The sequence below is a fragment of the uncultured Photobacterium sp. genome (genome assembly GCF_947502415.1).
In the GTDB taxonomy this organism is placed as follows: Bacteria; Pseudomonadota; Gammaproteobacteria; order Enterobacterales; family Vibrionaceae; genus Photobacterium.
Genome location: NZ_CANMZV010000004.1, coordinates 1 through 14,237 on the forward strand (window position 1 = coordinate 1; position 14,237 = coordinate 14,237).

Here is a 14,237-nt window from a genome sequence, read left to right on the forward strand (position 1 = left end):
ATTGATACGGTGGTGCTACCATCAGCCAAGTCAGCCGACTTAGCATTATTACCGTAAGGAATCGGAACCACTGACTTGCCCACTGTCGTCAGGCAAACATCGGGCAACGTTGCGTTTGCTTCGCCGCCAGAACCTTTGTGAACTACGCTAAGTCCATCCGCACAAACTGTTACACCCATAACCAAGCCATCTAGAAAAACATATATGAAATAATAAGAGAAACCACCTATGGCGATCTCTCTAAATAGCTAGTGAAAACGACAGTTCAGGTGGTCAAGTTCACCAACAGATTAATTTTGGGTAGCATCTCTCAAATACCACCCAAAGAACTTACTGATAGACAGAGAGTAACTGTTGATATTTCAGATCTATCAGAACATAAGTAGCAAAGTACATGACGGCAAATATTGCCGCACTCACGCCCAGTATCAATTTTGGAGGGATAACTCTTTTCAGCGGTTTCTTAAGGTATTTTGCTTTTAAGTTAACAAGAGTTACTTTCTCTTGTTCGGCTAAGCGCTCATCACGGATCAATCGATAAACAGTATTACCAATTTCTGCTAATCGCTCATTCCCTCGTTCTTCACGTCCATATTTACCCTTAAATCCAAGCTGGAGTAGCAAGTATATAAATTCAATTACATGGCGGTATTTTCGTGGATCCGCTTTTAACCTGTCTAAAATGACAAAAAACTTGTCACCACCTGAAGTCTCATTGTGAAACTCCGACAACAAGCTATTTTGGCTCCAATAGCTGTTAGCGCCCCACTCTTGTCGGCATACTGCTTCATCCATAGCGGCACACAGGCAATAGCGAATAACGAGAATAGAGGCTCGATCTACTTCCATTTCATTTAATTTACGTTCACCCTTGCGGATCTCACGCGCTACCTGCTCACGAAATGGCATCGGATCATCAAGCCAAGGAATCGATGACATACATGACAAACTCGCAATCAACCAAGAAAACTGATCCACCAAAGGGTTAACCCCTATATTGGTAATATTCAGTTCACTGACTGCAATATTGCGAGATAAGTCAGGAGCCGGCATCACCTCCATAGGCTTGCCCGGATCCGGTTGAAAGAGTACGACCGTTATATCATCATCGACATAACTCATAGCCTAACCGCCCACAACTGCAGTGATAGATTAGCGAAGTCGCCGGCCACATGTACTGCAATAGCTGCGGAATGATTCAATGCTGCCCACTCTTCGCTACTCTTATCCAGTTCAAAATAGGTGTAACCGGCATGATAAGGAAGTGCGCGCGGTACAACAGGCATAGGTTTAATACTAATGCCCGGAAGCTGAAGGTTAATCAACTCGCGAATGTTGTCGATAGAACCAATCTTAGTTTGGCTCACAAACTGAGTATGAAGAATATCTAGTGTCACATCAGCTTTCACCGCTAAGATAAAGGTTGTCGATTCAACAATACTTCTGTCCGGAATAGCCGCAATACGAATACCGTAGTTTTGCTCTTTCAGCGTTAATGGAATTGCGCGCTGCTCCGACATAACGCTTAGCGTCATCTTCACACTTTCGAGCGTGCGTGATAAACAACTAGTCAAGTCACCATGGTTATACTTGATAAATTCCTGAGGCCGGCGAGTTGTTGAGCAAAGCGTCGACAAGTCACCTTCTGCTTGTAGCAAAACCCGATACAGCGCTTCTGGGTGTACACCTTCTACATTTGAAAAATGCCAAAAAAGCGGTTCATAACGGTTTAGCGCTTGCAGCAACATAAAGTCGGATACAGTCGATACACCTTGCTGATCCACAACACCTAATCGCTGTACGATGGTTTCCGCCCTGTGACGCAACATAGAGGCAAACTCGGTAGTAAACTTCTTAAGCACCGTCGACGCCTGAATATCAATACAGGTTGGGATATAACTTTCATCTAAAACGATACTTCCGTCTGGTTTAACCTCGGAAATTTTTAGAATTGGAATCGATGTGTACGCACTCTTATCTTCATGATCATACATTAAACAGAAATTAAGCTTACCTACATGAATACTTGCCATGTCTTCGCTGTCGTAGCACGAATCCACTGCTTCCTGAGTGTGTATTGAGTAACGGGCATCATCTTTTTCTGTCCCGAATAATTCAAAACGCTCTGAAGGTAACGGACAGCAAAGATATACCACTCTATCTGCAATTGACGGGTCAACGTCTTTTACCTCTGGTAAATCGGCTTGTAAAGGTAAATCAAAAGGAGTCCGATCTTGCAGAACTCCTTCAGCGCGTGTAATACCAATCTTACCGAGCGCCAGTAGCTCCGAGTTAATTTCAATATGCTTTATTCCCCAATGCAGCGGGGAACAATAGGCATTCAACATGCCGCTAAATTTACCTTGTGAACGATCAAGCTGCTGGAAATGCTGCGGTTTCATGAACATTCCATCTTGCCAAACCACTGGGTTATATAATGACATACCTGAATTCCTTAAAAATACGTCTGCTCGATACCACGAGTATTGTCTGTTGTAAGCTCACTGTCTTCGAGTTTCAGCTTTAAGAAGTACTCACTCTTCTCTTCGATGATTTCGACTTTACGCCAAGAGGAGCCGTTAATATTTCGAAACGCAACTGAAAAACCAAGCGCTCGCGTAGCAGGGTCTAACGTTAATGTTTCATGAATTCGATTGCCAGGCTGAGGCTGGTACTCGTATCGCTTAATATATTCGTCGCCGAGTGAAGCCTTGTCGTTCTCAAAGAGTGCAAAAAAATCAAGGCTTCTAAATAACACTGGCGAGCTTAATTCATGGATACGAAGAATTACCGGTGACGATTGACCTCCTTCGCGCACATTGAGTACGTCGGAAGCTTCAATTAGCAACTCGATTGACGCCGTTTCTGGTGTAATTCCTGATGATTCCTTAAATTGTTCCCACATTGCACAACCAGAAAGCAGAGATAACAGGATTACTATCACTAAACTACGCATGTTTCACCTTCAGGTTTTTATTGTACTGCTCTTTGATTTTTCGCTGCATCGTTGCACCAGATACATCAACAAGCTCTTTGTGATGATCGCGATAAAACTGACTGTATGCATTCCAAAGCCTGCCTTTGGTGACAAATAGAGACTCCGAAGCTAACTGCTTGGCAAAACTCAGCGGATTACCAGCATTCAGTGACGTGTGAAGTGCATCATTTAGTGCCTGGTTATAATTCACACGATGTTCGTCCAGTTCATCCAACATCTGCTCGATCAATTCATTTGGAGAAAGCAATTGTTGCTGGTTCAGTGTCAACATTAATTCTGCCAGGTCAGTTGCCAACACTTCTCGATCACCGACTTGTTTCAAATCTTCGACTTCACGGAGTTCTTTTTGCAACTTATCAATGCATAATCGCAAACAAGCCCCCATTTGCTGGAAAAACATTTCATCCCCAGAAACAAGTTCTGAATCACTAATGCCCAGCCCCCGGCAAAATGCCGCAAGTGACGATGACTCATGATAACTTGGTTGACTCTCTGGTATTGTTGGCGGCGCAATCGATTCCTGCCTTACTTCAGGTACCTCCTGTTGTAAAGGCAATGTTTGAGTAACTTCCTCCCAATACTCAGGACGTGATTGCTTCTCCTTTGGTTTCGCGTAACTAGGCTTAACAACCGTTTCTTCTATTTTATTAATAGGTTCTGATTTCTGAATTGGTGCAGATTTTTTATCAAGATGCGGGACGGATGTTAAATCTAAAATTTCCGTTTCAGAGTTCCCAACATCAGCATTCATCCAGTCTTCCGGGATCAGGTTTGGAACATCAAACTCTGAGTGAACACTGAGGCTATCATCTGGGATCTGACGCTGGATTATTGGATCTTCTATAACAGGTTCATTCGGTTGCTCGTCTTGAATCAGGTAGTCGTCATCTCTCTGCATGGTGAAGTTGAGATGTGCAATAGGGTCATGGCTGTCTACTTCTTCACTTCGTGTTTCGATAAAGAGGTCTTCAATCCGGCCTGATTCCTGCTCTTCTACTTCTTCATGCCCTAAGCCTATCAGCGGATCTGTAGTATCTCGCTCTGGAGCTATATCTGCGGCAATATCAAGAGAACTAGAAAGCTGCTCAAACACAACGGTTATTTCATAACGACCAAGCACAACGCTGTCACCATCGTATAATGATACAGGTTGGTTTTTTAGAATTTTGTTACCGTTTATAAGCGTGCCATTAGTACTGACATCACTAAGGTAGTAAGTATCGCCATAAACGCTTATCAAACAGTGAGTACCTGAAATAAATCGATTATGGTCGATCAAATGCACCGAAGAACCGAGATTTCGGCCTATTGAACCACCACTTTCTGGCATTTCAATATGCTTACTTCCCGTGTATTCCTCCGGACATTTTGAGATATGGAGTACAAGTTGGTTAAGTCTCATATTCCACCGTTAAAATAAAAGTGATAGAGATAACTCTATCCCGCCAAGTCCATTATTAATAGCAGGCAGGATATAAGATAGTTGAGGGATAAATTGTAAGTGTGCATCTGGATTGCTCCCCAATTTAATAACAGTTCCAATCGTCGCTACAGCACCTAATTCAAACTGGTCTATATCTTCTAACTGCTCGCCATATTTATAGCCATCACTATCAACCACCCAGCGGTTCGAATACTGGGTATAAGCCCCCGATAAGCCAGCTCCGATGTAAGGTGTAATCCACCCCCAAGAAGCAAGCGCATATTGTGGTACTACACGAAACTCATAACTTGTAACTTCCTGATAGAGGCCATTTTTAGGCGCATCAACAGATTCTGCTAGGTAATTTAAACCAAACCACCAACGCCAGCGATTATTATTCTCATCAATTGGTCGTGTGTGTAATAGGCCATAGCGAGAAGCATTCATTTCCCCGCTTTCACCTTGTTCGTAGTCGATACTATCTATGCTCAACAAACTACTAGAAGCACCATAACGTTCACCTTTTGCCAATACTGGTGACGACAATAAACACATCAATGCGATAAGACCAAATTTGGTTGACTGAGCCATTATATTTCCCTCGAGAGAAAAGATGGAATCTATTTTGTTTACGCGCGAAGATATCAAGCTAACAGCCTTTTTCAAGACACTACACAGCCAAGCTTGAAAATAAGATAAAACGCACCCCGCAACCATCATATCAACTATAAATTTAGGTAAATTACCGCCCACACTCCACCAGAAAACTCATACTATTAATAAATCTACTGATTAAAAAACAAGCCATAAAAATGGCATTTTCCGTACTTATTATTTTTTGACCGCATAAAAGATTGGACCATCATCACATTTCATCAACGCGCACCCACAATTATTATTAATAAGCATATTTATTTTGCTAACCTTGCATTGCAATGCATACAGTGGCTTAGAAATGGCTAGCACTGAACCAAATTCTAGCAATCAAAAACTTTAACGGCCAAACCAAAAAACATAAACACAAACAAAACCACAACAATAACGCAACTTCAAAAAGGGCAGATGACACCTCCTATTTTCCACAGTTAACGTTGTTCACAAAAGAAGATAGAAAACACTGACAATTATTTAAACTGCTAAACACGAAACACATCAAGAGTAAGCACCTAGAAACACTAATTTTTACTAGTCAGTGCAATCAATTTTAATGGATTAGAATGAGGCTATCGACACTGTTTGAAATACAAAAAATTTGGATCTATAAGCAATAACACACCTATAAAACAAAACACAGTTAAAGTTATATTTATTGTAAAAACAACATAAATAAAACATAAAGCTGCTTTTTTTGGGATTAACATCTATGTATTTTGCCGATTTCGCCAGACGCCCCATTAATAATGAAACACCAAATGGAAGCAACCCTAACGACTTAGACGACTTTGTGGAAATCAAACGCCAAATCAATAATATTAATAAAGTTACAGGCCATGTCTCCTGGAAGAAGGTGCAGAGTCTGTCTAAAAACATTTTAATTCAGGAAAGCAAAGATTTCCGCTGTGCATGTTATTACACAGTAGCGGCGACTCATAATGACGGATTGAAAGGCCTGGTTGACGGGCTAAACGCTATACTCGATCTGTGTGTTATCTACTGGCATAGCGCTTATCCAGAACAAAAGAAAGCAAATGCCCGTATAGGGGCAATTGAGTGGATGGTTGAACACGCTGAACGTCATCAACGTCGAATCACTGTACATGAACAAGACCTACCTCTTGTAGAAGCTGGCCACCGTTTAACCCTTCGAATAGAAGAAGAGCTACGCCTTCACTACGATATAAAATCTCCATCATTAGGTGCGCTTAGGCGTATCTTTTCTATGTGGATTGAAGACGTTAAGCATGAAATATCAGAACGTGAAAAAGCAAAAATAGCACCGGAACTTACGAAGGCTGTTGCACCATCGGCGCCTGTAGCAGGCATAAATGTAGAAATTACTCCGCCGAAACTAAATCAAACCATTCAAACTGAACAAGAGAAAAAAACATGGTCCCCAGCCGCAGCTGTTGCCACAATAACAGGAATATTTTTAGCTGCCCTGCTTAGTCATTTTTTCTATCAGGACCATCAGGTACAACAACTCACTCTGCGCATTCAAAATGCATCGATTGCACAGCTGGCTCACCTGACAACAACAGTTGCACAAGAAACAGACAAAACAAAACAAGCAATAAAAGAGCCGTTAATTTCCCGTACAGATATATTGCTTAAAAACTGGGATTTAAACCCAATTATGGTAAGCCAAGTAAATGAGCTGGAAGAGATCACAAACAACGTAAACTCACTATACCCAGACTCTTCAACAGCAAACCAATTACAAAATTCGTTCTCACAACAAAAACAAAACTTAGAGAAAGAGTATCAACAGCTACATAACCAATTTTTACTAGCCAGAACGGTATTTGCGAATGTAAAAGAAAACTCATCAAATGCCGACAGCCAAAAAGCATACGAGTACAGCAACACCCTTTTTCCATTGCTGGGCCGCCTTGAATACACGGAGAATCATAATGCGGAAAATGAACTAACTAAATCTCAACGTTTGCTGAACATATTCCAGCACAAACTCAATCTATTAAAAGATGACATAGACACTGAATCAGATACCACAAGATAAAATTACAAAATCATAACTTTATGTTTAAAAAAAATTTGGCTAGAAACCCTGTATTTTTGTCAACTCTAGTGGCAGGGATAACGCTGGCAGCACTGCTTACCACTTACTATATTTGGTTCACGCAAACCAATCTCTGGTACCTATTAGGTCCAGTCTTTGCTACCGTATGCCTATATGTTGCCTTTAATGTAACACTATGGATTAAAAAACGCCGAAGCTACAAAGCGCAACAACTTGAAACGGAAGAAGAAGCTTTGGCGATGGTCATTCGCCCTCTCCTTGCCAACGCTGGTAAGAAACCTGTCTATCTATTGCTGGGTAATAAAGGGGCCGGAAAAAGTCAATTCCTACAAACCTCTAACGCCATCAAACCAATGGATAAAAGTCGGACAGTTAAAAACGACTTCTTCGAATGGTTTGAATCTGAATCTGCCGTTTACATCAAGCCCGACCAACGCTTAACATTCCAGGAAGTATCAAGTGCCGATGCCATACTTTGGAACACTCTTCTTGAAGAAATCATTCTTAATCGCCCTCGCAAACCATTAGCAGGTTGCATGTTTTTCATCGATTTCGAATTCCTAATCGTTCATGAAAGCGAGCAAGTTGATTACACTCTTACGACACTATTAAAGCGCCTTGAATCTATTGGTGAGGAAACCGCTTCTGCAATCCCTCTTTACCTCATCATAACGAAGCTCGACAAGCTTGAAGGATTTAAAGAATACGTACAGTTTAGTCCTCTAAAATCAAGTGTTGAGTACCTCACAATTCCACTAAAGGATGCGAAAGGTACACTGCTTGAATATTACCGTGATAGCTACCGCAACTTGGTAAAAGTGATGGAAGCCAATGCACTCGACTCATCGTCACACTCAAATGATACTGATGAAAAACAAGCGATTCTTTCTTTTCCCAAGCAGTTTGAATTGTGCCAGGAAGAAATCAATACCGTTATTGAACGTCTAAACGCGATGAATCAAGGCTGCTATCACTTAGATATTCGTGAGATTTTCTTCAGCTCAAGCCTACAAGGAGGTCGTAAATACAACCTGCTGGCAAAGAGTTGCAGTAATTATTTCAATCTACCAATTATTGCATCAGAACATACTCACTTAAGTGAAACACCATATTTCACACGATTCTTAGTCGACTCCCAAATTTTACCTGAGGCCGACTTTGCCGGTGAAAACAAAACGTATCTACGTCGTATTCAGCGTAACAGCCAATTTGCCATCACTTTCGCAGTATTAACCCTCTTCGGCGGCGGTTATTTTTTGCGCCAAGCATTAGATAGCAACCTACGAGTTATAAATCAGTTAATCGAAGTGGAAGACAGAACGAAAGAAGCCAAAAGTTCGCGTTCTTTCGATACTTACCTAACGAATGCAAGTAAATCGGTATCACCCGCTTATCAAGCATGGCTGAGTGGAAATCAAGCCATTGATGAAGAACTGGTAACAATGAAAGTAAGCCGTTTGGAAGCAACAACCAAAATTGCCTACAAAGCACTACTTCATGAAATTTCAACTCAGTTAATGCCTGTTATTGAACAAGGCTATCGTATTCAGCTTACTCAAAGCCAAGATGATGTAACTAAAGCCTTACAACTGCTCAAAGGCTATTTAATGCTTAAAGACCCAAGTAAACGGGATATTCGATTCTTACGTAAGCAGACTTTTAATGTTCTTAGCCAACAAAGTAAACACCCCGAGACGGTGAACAAGGCTATGGAATACTTAGATGCTTACTTACGAACCCCTTTTGCTCCTGTTGCCATCAATATGGATTTAGTACGAGCGACGCGTCGCTCCTTACTAGCTAAATCTAACGTTGATTTGGTATATGCTAAATTATTGCAACAAGCTAGTAATATCGATCTAGGTACCCTGGATATTCAACGTGCGGTTGGTTTTAACTTCAATAACATCTTTAACGAACAACTGAATAATGAACGACTAACTATCGATAAAATTTACACATCGACCGGTTTTAATACATTCTATCGTCCACGAGTGGACCTCATGTCTGAGTATGTTATCGCCGATAACTGGGTGTTAGGGCTATCTAATCATGTTGTCCCAACCAAAGAAGAACAGGAAGTCTTCAAAGATAAAGTACGGAAAAAATACACCGACGATTACATCAGCTATTGGCGTAATGCCCTGAGCGAACTGAAAGTAAAACGCTACAATAACATTGGTGATCTAACAAATGCCATCGATCTGATTTCCGGGCCTTCCTCTCCGATGACTACGGTGCTGAAGCAGGTTTATGCAAACACACAATTCTCACCAACAGGAGATAAAGCAGCGCTGCTTGCAAATAATTCAACCAAGCTACAAGCAGTTCTCGAAACAACTGCTGAGTTGGCAGAAGAAGCCATAAAACCAGATTACTTACTAATGTCACGTGTAGAACAGGCATTCCGTCTTCTTAACCGGTTACAAATAAGTGAAACACCAAACACACCGACCCCTTGGGAAGAAACCATTACGGCATTAAGCCGTGTGCGTACATACATAAAAGACATTGCTGATTCGCCAAATGCGCAAATGGCAGCATTAGCTGCAACGCGCTCTCGTATGAACAGTTCAGAAGCGGATCCACTAATTCGCTTAAAACAAATCGCACAAAAATCACCTGAACCTGTTCGCAGCTGGCTATTGGATGTCGTTAACCAAGCATGGTCAGTTATGATCACGGAAGCATCAAAAGGTATCCAAACTCAATGGTACAGCGAGGTATACAGTAAGTTCAGACAAATAGGCCTAGAAAAGTATCCATTTAATATTACTGCAACTGAAGAAATTTCATTGGAGGACTTTGAGCTACTATTTGCTGCTGGTGGCGTACTTGACATGTTTATTCAGAAAAATTTCTCTCCGTTTTACGACACGAACTTATGGACACCCAAACGTGTAGATGGCGAGATCATGCCTCTGTCATCTGAGTTACTTGTTCAGATGAAAAACTACAATGTGATCCGAGATACCTTAATAAACAAAAGTACAAACCGTTTTTTCATTCCATTCAGCACCAAAGTGCTTGATCTAGATTCAAGTGCAATTCGAGCAACAGTGAAAGTGGCAGATAAAAGCATCAACTACTACCACGGTCCAAGCAAAATCCAAGATCTGCAGTGGCCACCACAAAATGGAAACTTCAATGTCAGCATCACAATTCAAGATGTGACAGATGAAGGAAAACAGCATGTATTAAGTAAAAATGGCCAATGGGCGATATACCGACTGTTCGGAGATTCAACATTAACAAATGCTCATAACGGTAGCTTTGTAAGTGATATTAAAGTCTCTGGTCGTGAATTGAGCCTACGTATTACACCACTAACTCAAAGTAATCCATTTACTTTACCAGAGCTGTATAACTTTACGCTTCCAAAAAACATCGTTCTATAACCACAATAATTACAATGCTAGGGGCCAGCACAGTGTCAAATATGAATTTACAAGGATTGGATAAGTTAGATCGTAAAATTCTTTCAAATCTTCTTTCTAACGGTCGAGAAACAATTGCCAACCTATCACGCAATGTAGGCTTATCACGTACAGCAGTAGCTGAACGTATTAACCGATTAGAAAAAACGGGAGTGATTAAAGGGTACACTGCGCAGATCCGTGTAGAGAATGAAAATAGGAAAGCCGCAAGTTATTTGCTTATTTCTTGTGAAAGGGGCAAAAAAAATGAGGTTAGTGAAGCACTTAAAGAACTTCCAGAAGTACGTTTAACTAGTATCGTAGGCGGAACCTACGACATAATCTCATTAATTGAGGCACCTGATCTTCAATCTATTCATAACCTTTGTAACGAAATCGAGTCATTTAACGGTATCCACTCTCTGAACACGACAGTTGTATTACACCAACCTATCAACCGCTAACGTTGAAAACCGCCCGAAAGGGCGGTCTATTAAGCCCCACCAATAATTTTAATTCTGTTGTCTTTATTAGTTGGCATTCCTAACCACATCGTTTGTCCCAAGCTATTCCCGCTGCCCTGCCCTAGCCTATTGACAGGAATAGTCTCTGTATTAACTGAAAGCTTTAAATCCCAGGCTATAGGATCACGTAAAATAAACCTCATCAACCCAACCAATGTTCGGTGCAATTCGCGACCAGGCAAAAAATCCATGTATGTTTCAAAATTAATATCATCAATACATAAGTTAAATTTCCCAGTTACATCCGGCATACTGTGGCCGAGATGTAAATCATGCCCCAAAACACAATTTATATAATTTAGACGATTTCGCTGAACCGGAGCTATTTCGACTCGTCGGTACACCCACTCTTCAATTCGAACATCATTCAAAGAAAAATAATGCGCAACAATACCTGAAATAAGCTTAGGAGAACGCGTACGAGTAGATAACTGATTCACATACGAAAGCAACTTAGCGCGATCCAGCTCAGCGGCTTGATTTTCATCAATCTCACCAGATAATCCGACCAAGTTAAGCATTCGCCCAGAAAAAGGATCCTTAGCACCACTTTGATATTGAATATGATAGCGATATTTTTTCCAAACTCGATAAAGTAATGAAATATAGCGATTATGGAAAAAATCAAAAAAATCTTTAACAGGATTATCATCAGGATCACGACCTGCTAACTTCTCTGTATAAGATGAAGGCAAAGGTGAAGTAGAACCATGCAAACCTAAAAAATTAACTTCAACGTGTGTATAAGTGCAATTATCACGTTCCATCTGAGTAACATACTCAACATCACTTTTGGGAAAACCAAGCTTAGGCGACACACTAAATTGAATGTATTCATGCGTAAAATAGTTATTTTCTCCTACAGCACAATAATCCAAACCAGGCTGAGCCTGATAATGCTTTTCCAATAGAGAAATCGCTTGAAAAAAGCTGAATTCATGAGGCTTATCAACAATTTCATTGATCATAGAATTGTCTGCTGCCCGATTAAGCTTGACCATTGATAACACTCGCCCGTGTGTTCATCAAACACTTCAAGTTCAGTAAAGGAGTTGATGGTTGAGTACAAGCGAATGAACTCATTAAGTACACTCGCCATTAAATACATATCACCTTCATTTACAAAAAAACTTGAATTAGTCGTCAACCTGAACTGAGTGCCACGTACGGCAACCCCCCGAAACACTCTATCGATTGGTGTCATAGCCGAAGCCTTAATACCATCAAGGCGCTGTAGCGATGCGCGATGTGCTTGCCTATCTACACGGGAATGGAAATCGTAAGTCGACAGTAAAACCTTCAATACGTCAATATTTACGAGAGATAAATAGTTTAGTGACATGTTTGCGATAAGCTGCCACTGCAACTCCCCATTCACTTGAGGGCTAACGGATTGAGTCGGCTTCGTAATATTAGTAAACGTCACATAAGTTGGGGATTTGTGCGTAGGGTACGTAATATCACCAACAGACAAACGTTCAGCCAGATCAGCATTACTACATACCAACTTCATCAATACAGTTTCAGTACCGAGATCTGCGATATCATTATTATGAGTATGGAAGGAAATATAACGTTCTAATCCTCGACCATTCACGCGTTCACTTACTTTCGTCTTGTAAAAATCACACTTATCGCGCTGGTTAACCTGATGTTCGAAAGACTCAAATTCGATGAGCTTCTTACGTTTGCGCTCCTGCTTACTCCAACTATCGACCTCTTCAATAGAATAAACTTCATAATGATCTTGACTGTGGCTCTGAGGACGCACTTTGTATTCATTACGTCGGTGTTCAAGTCGAATTGGGTCCCCATCTTTAGCGAACAAATTCACGGCCGGAGTGCAATGTAAACGCAAATGTTTATCTTTCAGAACCACTTCACCAGGAAGAGCACGATTAAAAACAAATGACATTTTTACTGTCGAACGTTGTGGTATCCCCTTAAGCCACTCAAGTCCTTTCACATCAAAGAACATAAATTTCTCTGGTAGTGAAAAGTACTCTTGCAGCAGACGATATCCCGCAAAAGAGCTTTTGCCATATGGAAGAATTGCTTCATCATCTTGAAAACCAACAGGTACGACTTGCTTAGCTGGAATTCTGTGCTTATATCCCCCCCCAACATCTAACTCGACATAATCGAGATAACGAAATAACCACAGATACAAGGTCCGCGTGATAAACAAATCACCATGAATATGAAAGCGCAACGTATCAAGTTTAATACGCGACAGCTCTAAACCATGCTCAGTTGAAATAGTGACATGCACAGATGAATTAGTTCGGCTATTACTTTGTTCTATTTGACGAATACGAATTGGATGCAAAGCCACATCATAACAGGTACGAAATAGACACTGCGTACCTTCAACCTGCTCACTCGCCATCTCTGTGCCACGTTCCGCGATTGTTTTCTCAGTCACGCTCCCTGAATGCGGCTCTAACTCAGAAATACACATCGACGGAACCGAGCGCATATAATGAGGCCAAAGCAGCGTCATCAAAGATTGAGTAAGCTCAGGTAACTCATCGTCGATTTTTTCTCGTACTCTTCCTGTTAAAAACGCAAAACCTTCAAGCAAACGCTCAACATCAGGATCGAATGTTCCCTCTGATAGGAAATGTGTAAGTTTGGGATGGTACTTGGCAAACTCACTACCGGCTTCTCGCAGATAGGTCAATTCGTCCTGAAAGTATTTACTGCTACTCACAAAAGCTCCTATTAAACATTGAATTGCCCATCAACACCCATGAACACATTGATAGACATTGGCACTTTGCCTCCGTTATGTAAGACTTCGCCACTAATACCAAAGCTAAGTAGTAAAGGGTTATGATGATCTTGTCGATACTGAACTTCAACACCCTGTAGCCTTGGTTCGAATTTCTCTACTGTTGTACGGATATTCTGTTGTAAATGACGGACCAAGTTCGTGTTATTCGCCAAGACATCATTAAAATCTGGAAGCCCATATTCACCATCAATCAAAGCATTTCCAGCATGAGTATTTAACAAATCGGCAAGATGCAAATGAATCGACTCAACCAAATGCTGATGAGAGACAACTTTCTCGTAACAGTTTTTAGGTTCCCCTAACTCAATACGCTCAAGGAGACGATAACCTTTTTCCATACTGAACTCTTAAAAAAAAAAAAGCGATCAGAGTGGCCTGATC

Annotated in this window: 12 protein-coding genes; 3 read left to right on the top strand and 9 right to left on the bottom strand. The window is 41.0% G+C overall.

What is annotated here, in order from left to right; genetic code table 11:
* The 6 genes from Q0852_RS05460 to Q0852_RS05485 all read right to left on the bottom strand — a co-directional run.
* On the bottom strand, nucleotides 1-179 hold a 179-nt coding region (locus tag Q0852_RS05460), incomplete at its 3' end, for a PAAR-like domain-containing protein (protein ID WP_299015588.1).
* Nucleotides 180-330: 151 nt separating this feature from the next.
* Nucleotides 331-1,122, bottom strand: a complete 792-nt coding sequence (gene icmH, locus Q0852_RS05465; RefSeq protein WP_299014990.1) for a type IVB secretion system protein IcmH/DotU — start codon at nucleotides 1,120-1,122, stop codon at nucleotides 331-333.
* On the bottom strand, nucleotides 1,119-2,444 hold the full coding sequence (tssK, locus tag Q0852_RS05470; RefSeq protein ID WP_299014993.1) for a type VI secretion system baseplate subunit TssK: 1,326 nt from the start codon (nucleotides 2,442-2,444) through the stop codon (nucleotides 1,119-1,121). Before tssK ends, icmH begins: the two co-directional genes overlap by 4 nt.
* Nucleotides 2,445-2,455: 11 nt before the next feature.
* Nucleotides 2,456-2,956 (bottom strand): type VI secretion system lipoprotein TssJ, encoded by a 501-nt coding sequence (gene tssJ / locus Q0852_RS05475; RefSeq protein ID WP_299014997.1) that lies wholly within the window; start codon nucleotides 2,954-2,956, stop codon nucleotides 2,456-2,458.
* Complete coding sequence (gene tagH / locus Q0852_RS05480) at nucleotides 2,949-4,400, bottom strand: type VI secretion system-associated FHA domain protein TagH (RefSeq protein WP_299015000.1); 1,452 nt, start codon at nucleotides 4,398-4,400, stop codon at nucleotides 2,949-2,951. The genes tssJ and tagH overlap by 8 nt, the downstream gene beginning before the upstream one ends.
* A 9-nt stretch (nucleotides 4,401-4,409) precedes the next feature.
* On the bottom strand, nucleotides 4,410-5,012 hold the full coding sequence (locus tag Q0852_RS05485) for a hypothetical protein (RefSeq protein ID WP_299015003.1): 603 nt from the start codon (nucleotides 5,010-5,012) through the stop codon (nucleotides 4,410-4,412).
* Nucleotides 5,013-5,784: 772 nt separating this feature from the next.
* Between Q0852_RS05485 and Q0852_RS05490 the strand changes: the two genes are divergently transcribed.
* The 3 genes from Q0852_RS05490 to Q0852_RS05500 are packed head-to-tail and all read left to right on the top strand — an operon-like array spanning nucleotide 5,785 to nucleotide 10,999.
* Nucleotides 5,785-7,098, top strand: a complete 1,314-nt coding sequence (locus tag Q0852_RS05490; RefSeq protein WP_299015006.1) for a type VI secretion system ImpA family N-terminal domain-containing protein — start codon at nucleotides 5,785-5,787, stop codon at nucleotides 7,096-7,098.
* A gap of 20 nt (nucleotides 7,099-7,118) precedes the next feature.
* Nucleotides 7,119-10,517 (top strand): type VI secretion system membrane subunit TssM, encoded by a 3,399-nt coding sequence (gene tssM / locus Q0852_RS05495; protein ID WP_299015009.1) that lies wholly within the window; start codon nucleotides 7,119-7,121, stop codon nucleotides 10,515-10,517.
* Between the two features lie 14 nt (nucleotides 10,518-10,531).
* Complete coding sequence (locus Q0852_RS05500) at nucleotides 10,532-10,999, top strand: Lrp/AsnC family transcriptional regulator (RefSeq protein WP_299015011.1); 468 nt, start codon at nucleotides 10,532-10,534, stop codon at nucleotides 10,997-10,999.
* A gap of 29 nt (nucleotides 11,000-11,028) precedes the next feature.
* Here the strand turns inward: Q0852_RS05500 and tssG are convergent, their stop codons facing one another.
* Genes tssG through tssE form a run of 3 tightly spaced genes read right to left on the bottom strand, consistent with a single transcriptional unit; the run spans nucleotide 11,029 to nucleotide 14,194 of the window.
* Complete coding sequence (tssG, locus tag Q0852_RS05505) at nucleotides 11,029-12,027, bottom strand: type VI secretion system baseplate subunit TssG (protein WP_299015014.1); 999 nt, start codon at nucleotides 12,025-12,027, stop codon at nucleotides 11,029-11,031.
* The gene (tssF, locus tag Q0852_RS05510; protein WP_299015017.1) at nucleotides 12,024-13,772 is read right to left on the bottom strand and encodes a type VI secretion system baseplate subunit TssF; all 1,749 of its coding nucleotides are present in this window, start codon (nucleotides 13,770-13,772) and stop codon (nucleotides 12,024-12,026) included. Before tssF ends, tssG begins: the two co-directional genes overlap by 4 nt.
* 11 nt (nucleotides 13,773-13,783) lie before the next feature.
* Nucleotides 13,784-14,194 (bottom strand): type VI secretion system baseplate subunit TssE, encoded by a 411-nt coding sequence (gene tssE, locus Q0852_RS05515; protein WP_299015020.1) that lies wholly within the window; start codon nucleotides 14,192-14,194, stop codon nucleotides 13,784-13,786.
* Nucleotides 14,195-14,237: the final 43 nt, after the last annotated feature.

Coding starts and splice junctions, on each gene's coding strand:
- icmH (WP_299014990.1), bottom strand. CDS start 1,122: ATGAGTTATGTCGATGATGATATAACGGTCGTACTCTTTCAACCGGAT.
- tssK (WP_299014993.1), bottom strand. CDS start 2,444: ATGTCATTATATAACCCAGTGGTTTGGCAAGATGGAATGTTCATGAAA.
- tssJ (WP_299014997.1), bottom strand. CDS start 2,956: ATGCGTAGTTTAGTGATAGTAATCCTGTTATCTCTGCTTTCTGGTTGT.
- tagH (WP_299015000.1), bottom strand. CDS start 4,400: ATGAGACTTAACCAACTTGTACTCCATATCTCAAAATGTCCGGAGGAA.
- Q0852_RS05485 (WP_299015003.1), bottom strand. CDS start 5,012: ATGGCTCAGTCAACCAAATTTGGTCTTATCGCATTGATGTGTTTATTG.
- Q0852_RS05490 (WP_299015006.1), top strand. CDS start 5,785: ATGTATTTTGCCGATTTCGCCAGACGCCCCATTAATAATGAAACACCA.
- tssM (WP_299015009.1), top strand. CDS start 7,119: ATGTTTAAAAAAAATTTGGCTAGAAACCCTGTATTTTTGTCAACTCTA.
- Q0852_RS05500 (WP_299015011.1), top strand. CDS start 10,532: ATGCTAGGGGCCAGCACAGTGTCAAATATGAATTTACAAGGATTGGAT.
- tssG (WP_299015014.1), bottom strand. CDS start 12,027: ATGATCAATGAAATTGTTGATAAGCCTCATGAATTCAGCTTTTTTCAA.
- tssE (WP_299015020.1), bottom strand. CDS start 14,194: ATGGAAAAAGGTTATCGTCTCCTTGAGCGTATTGAGTTAGGGGAACCT.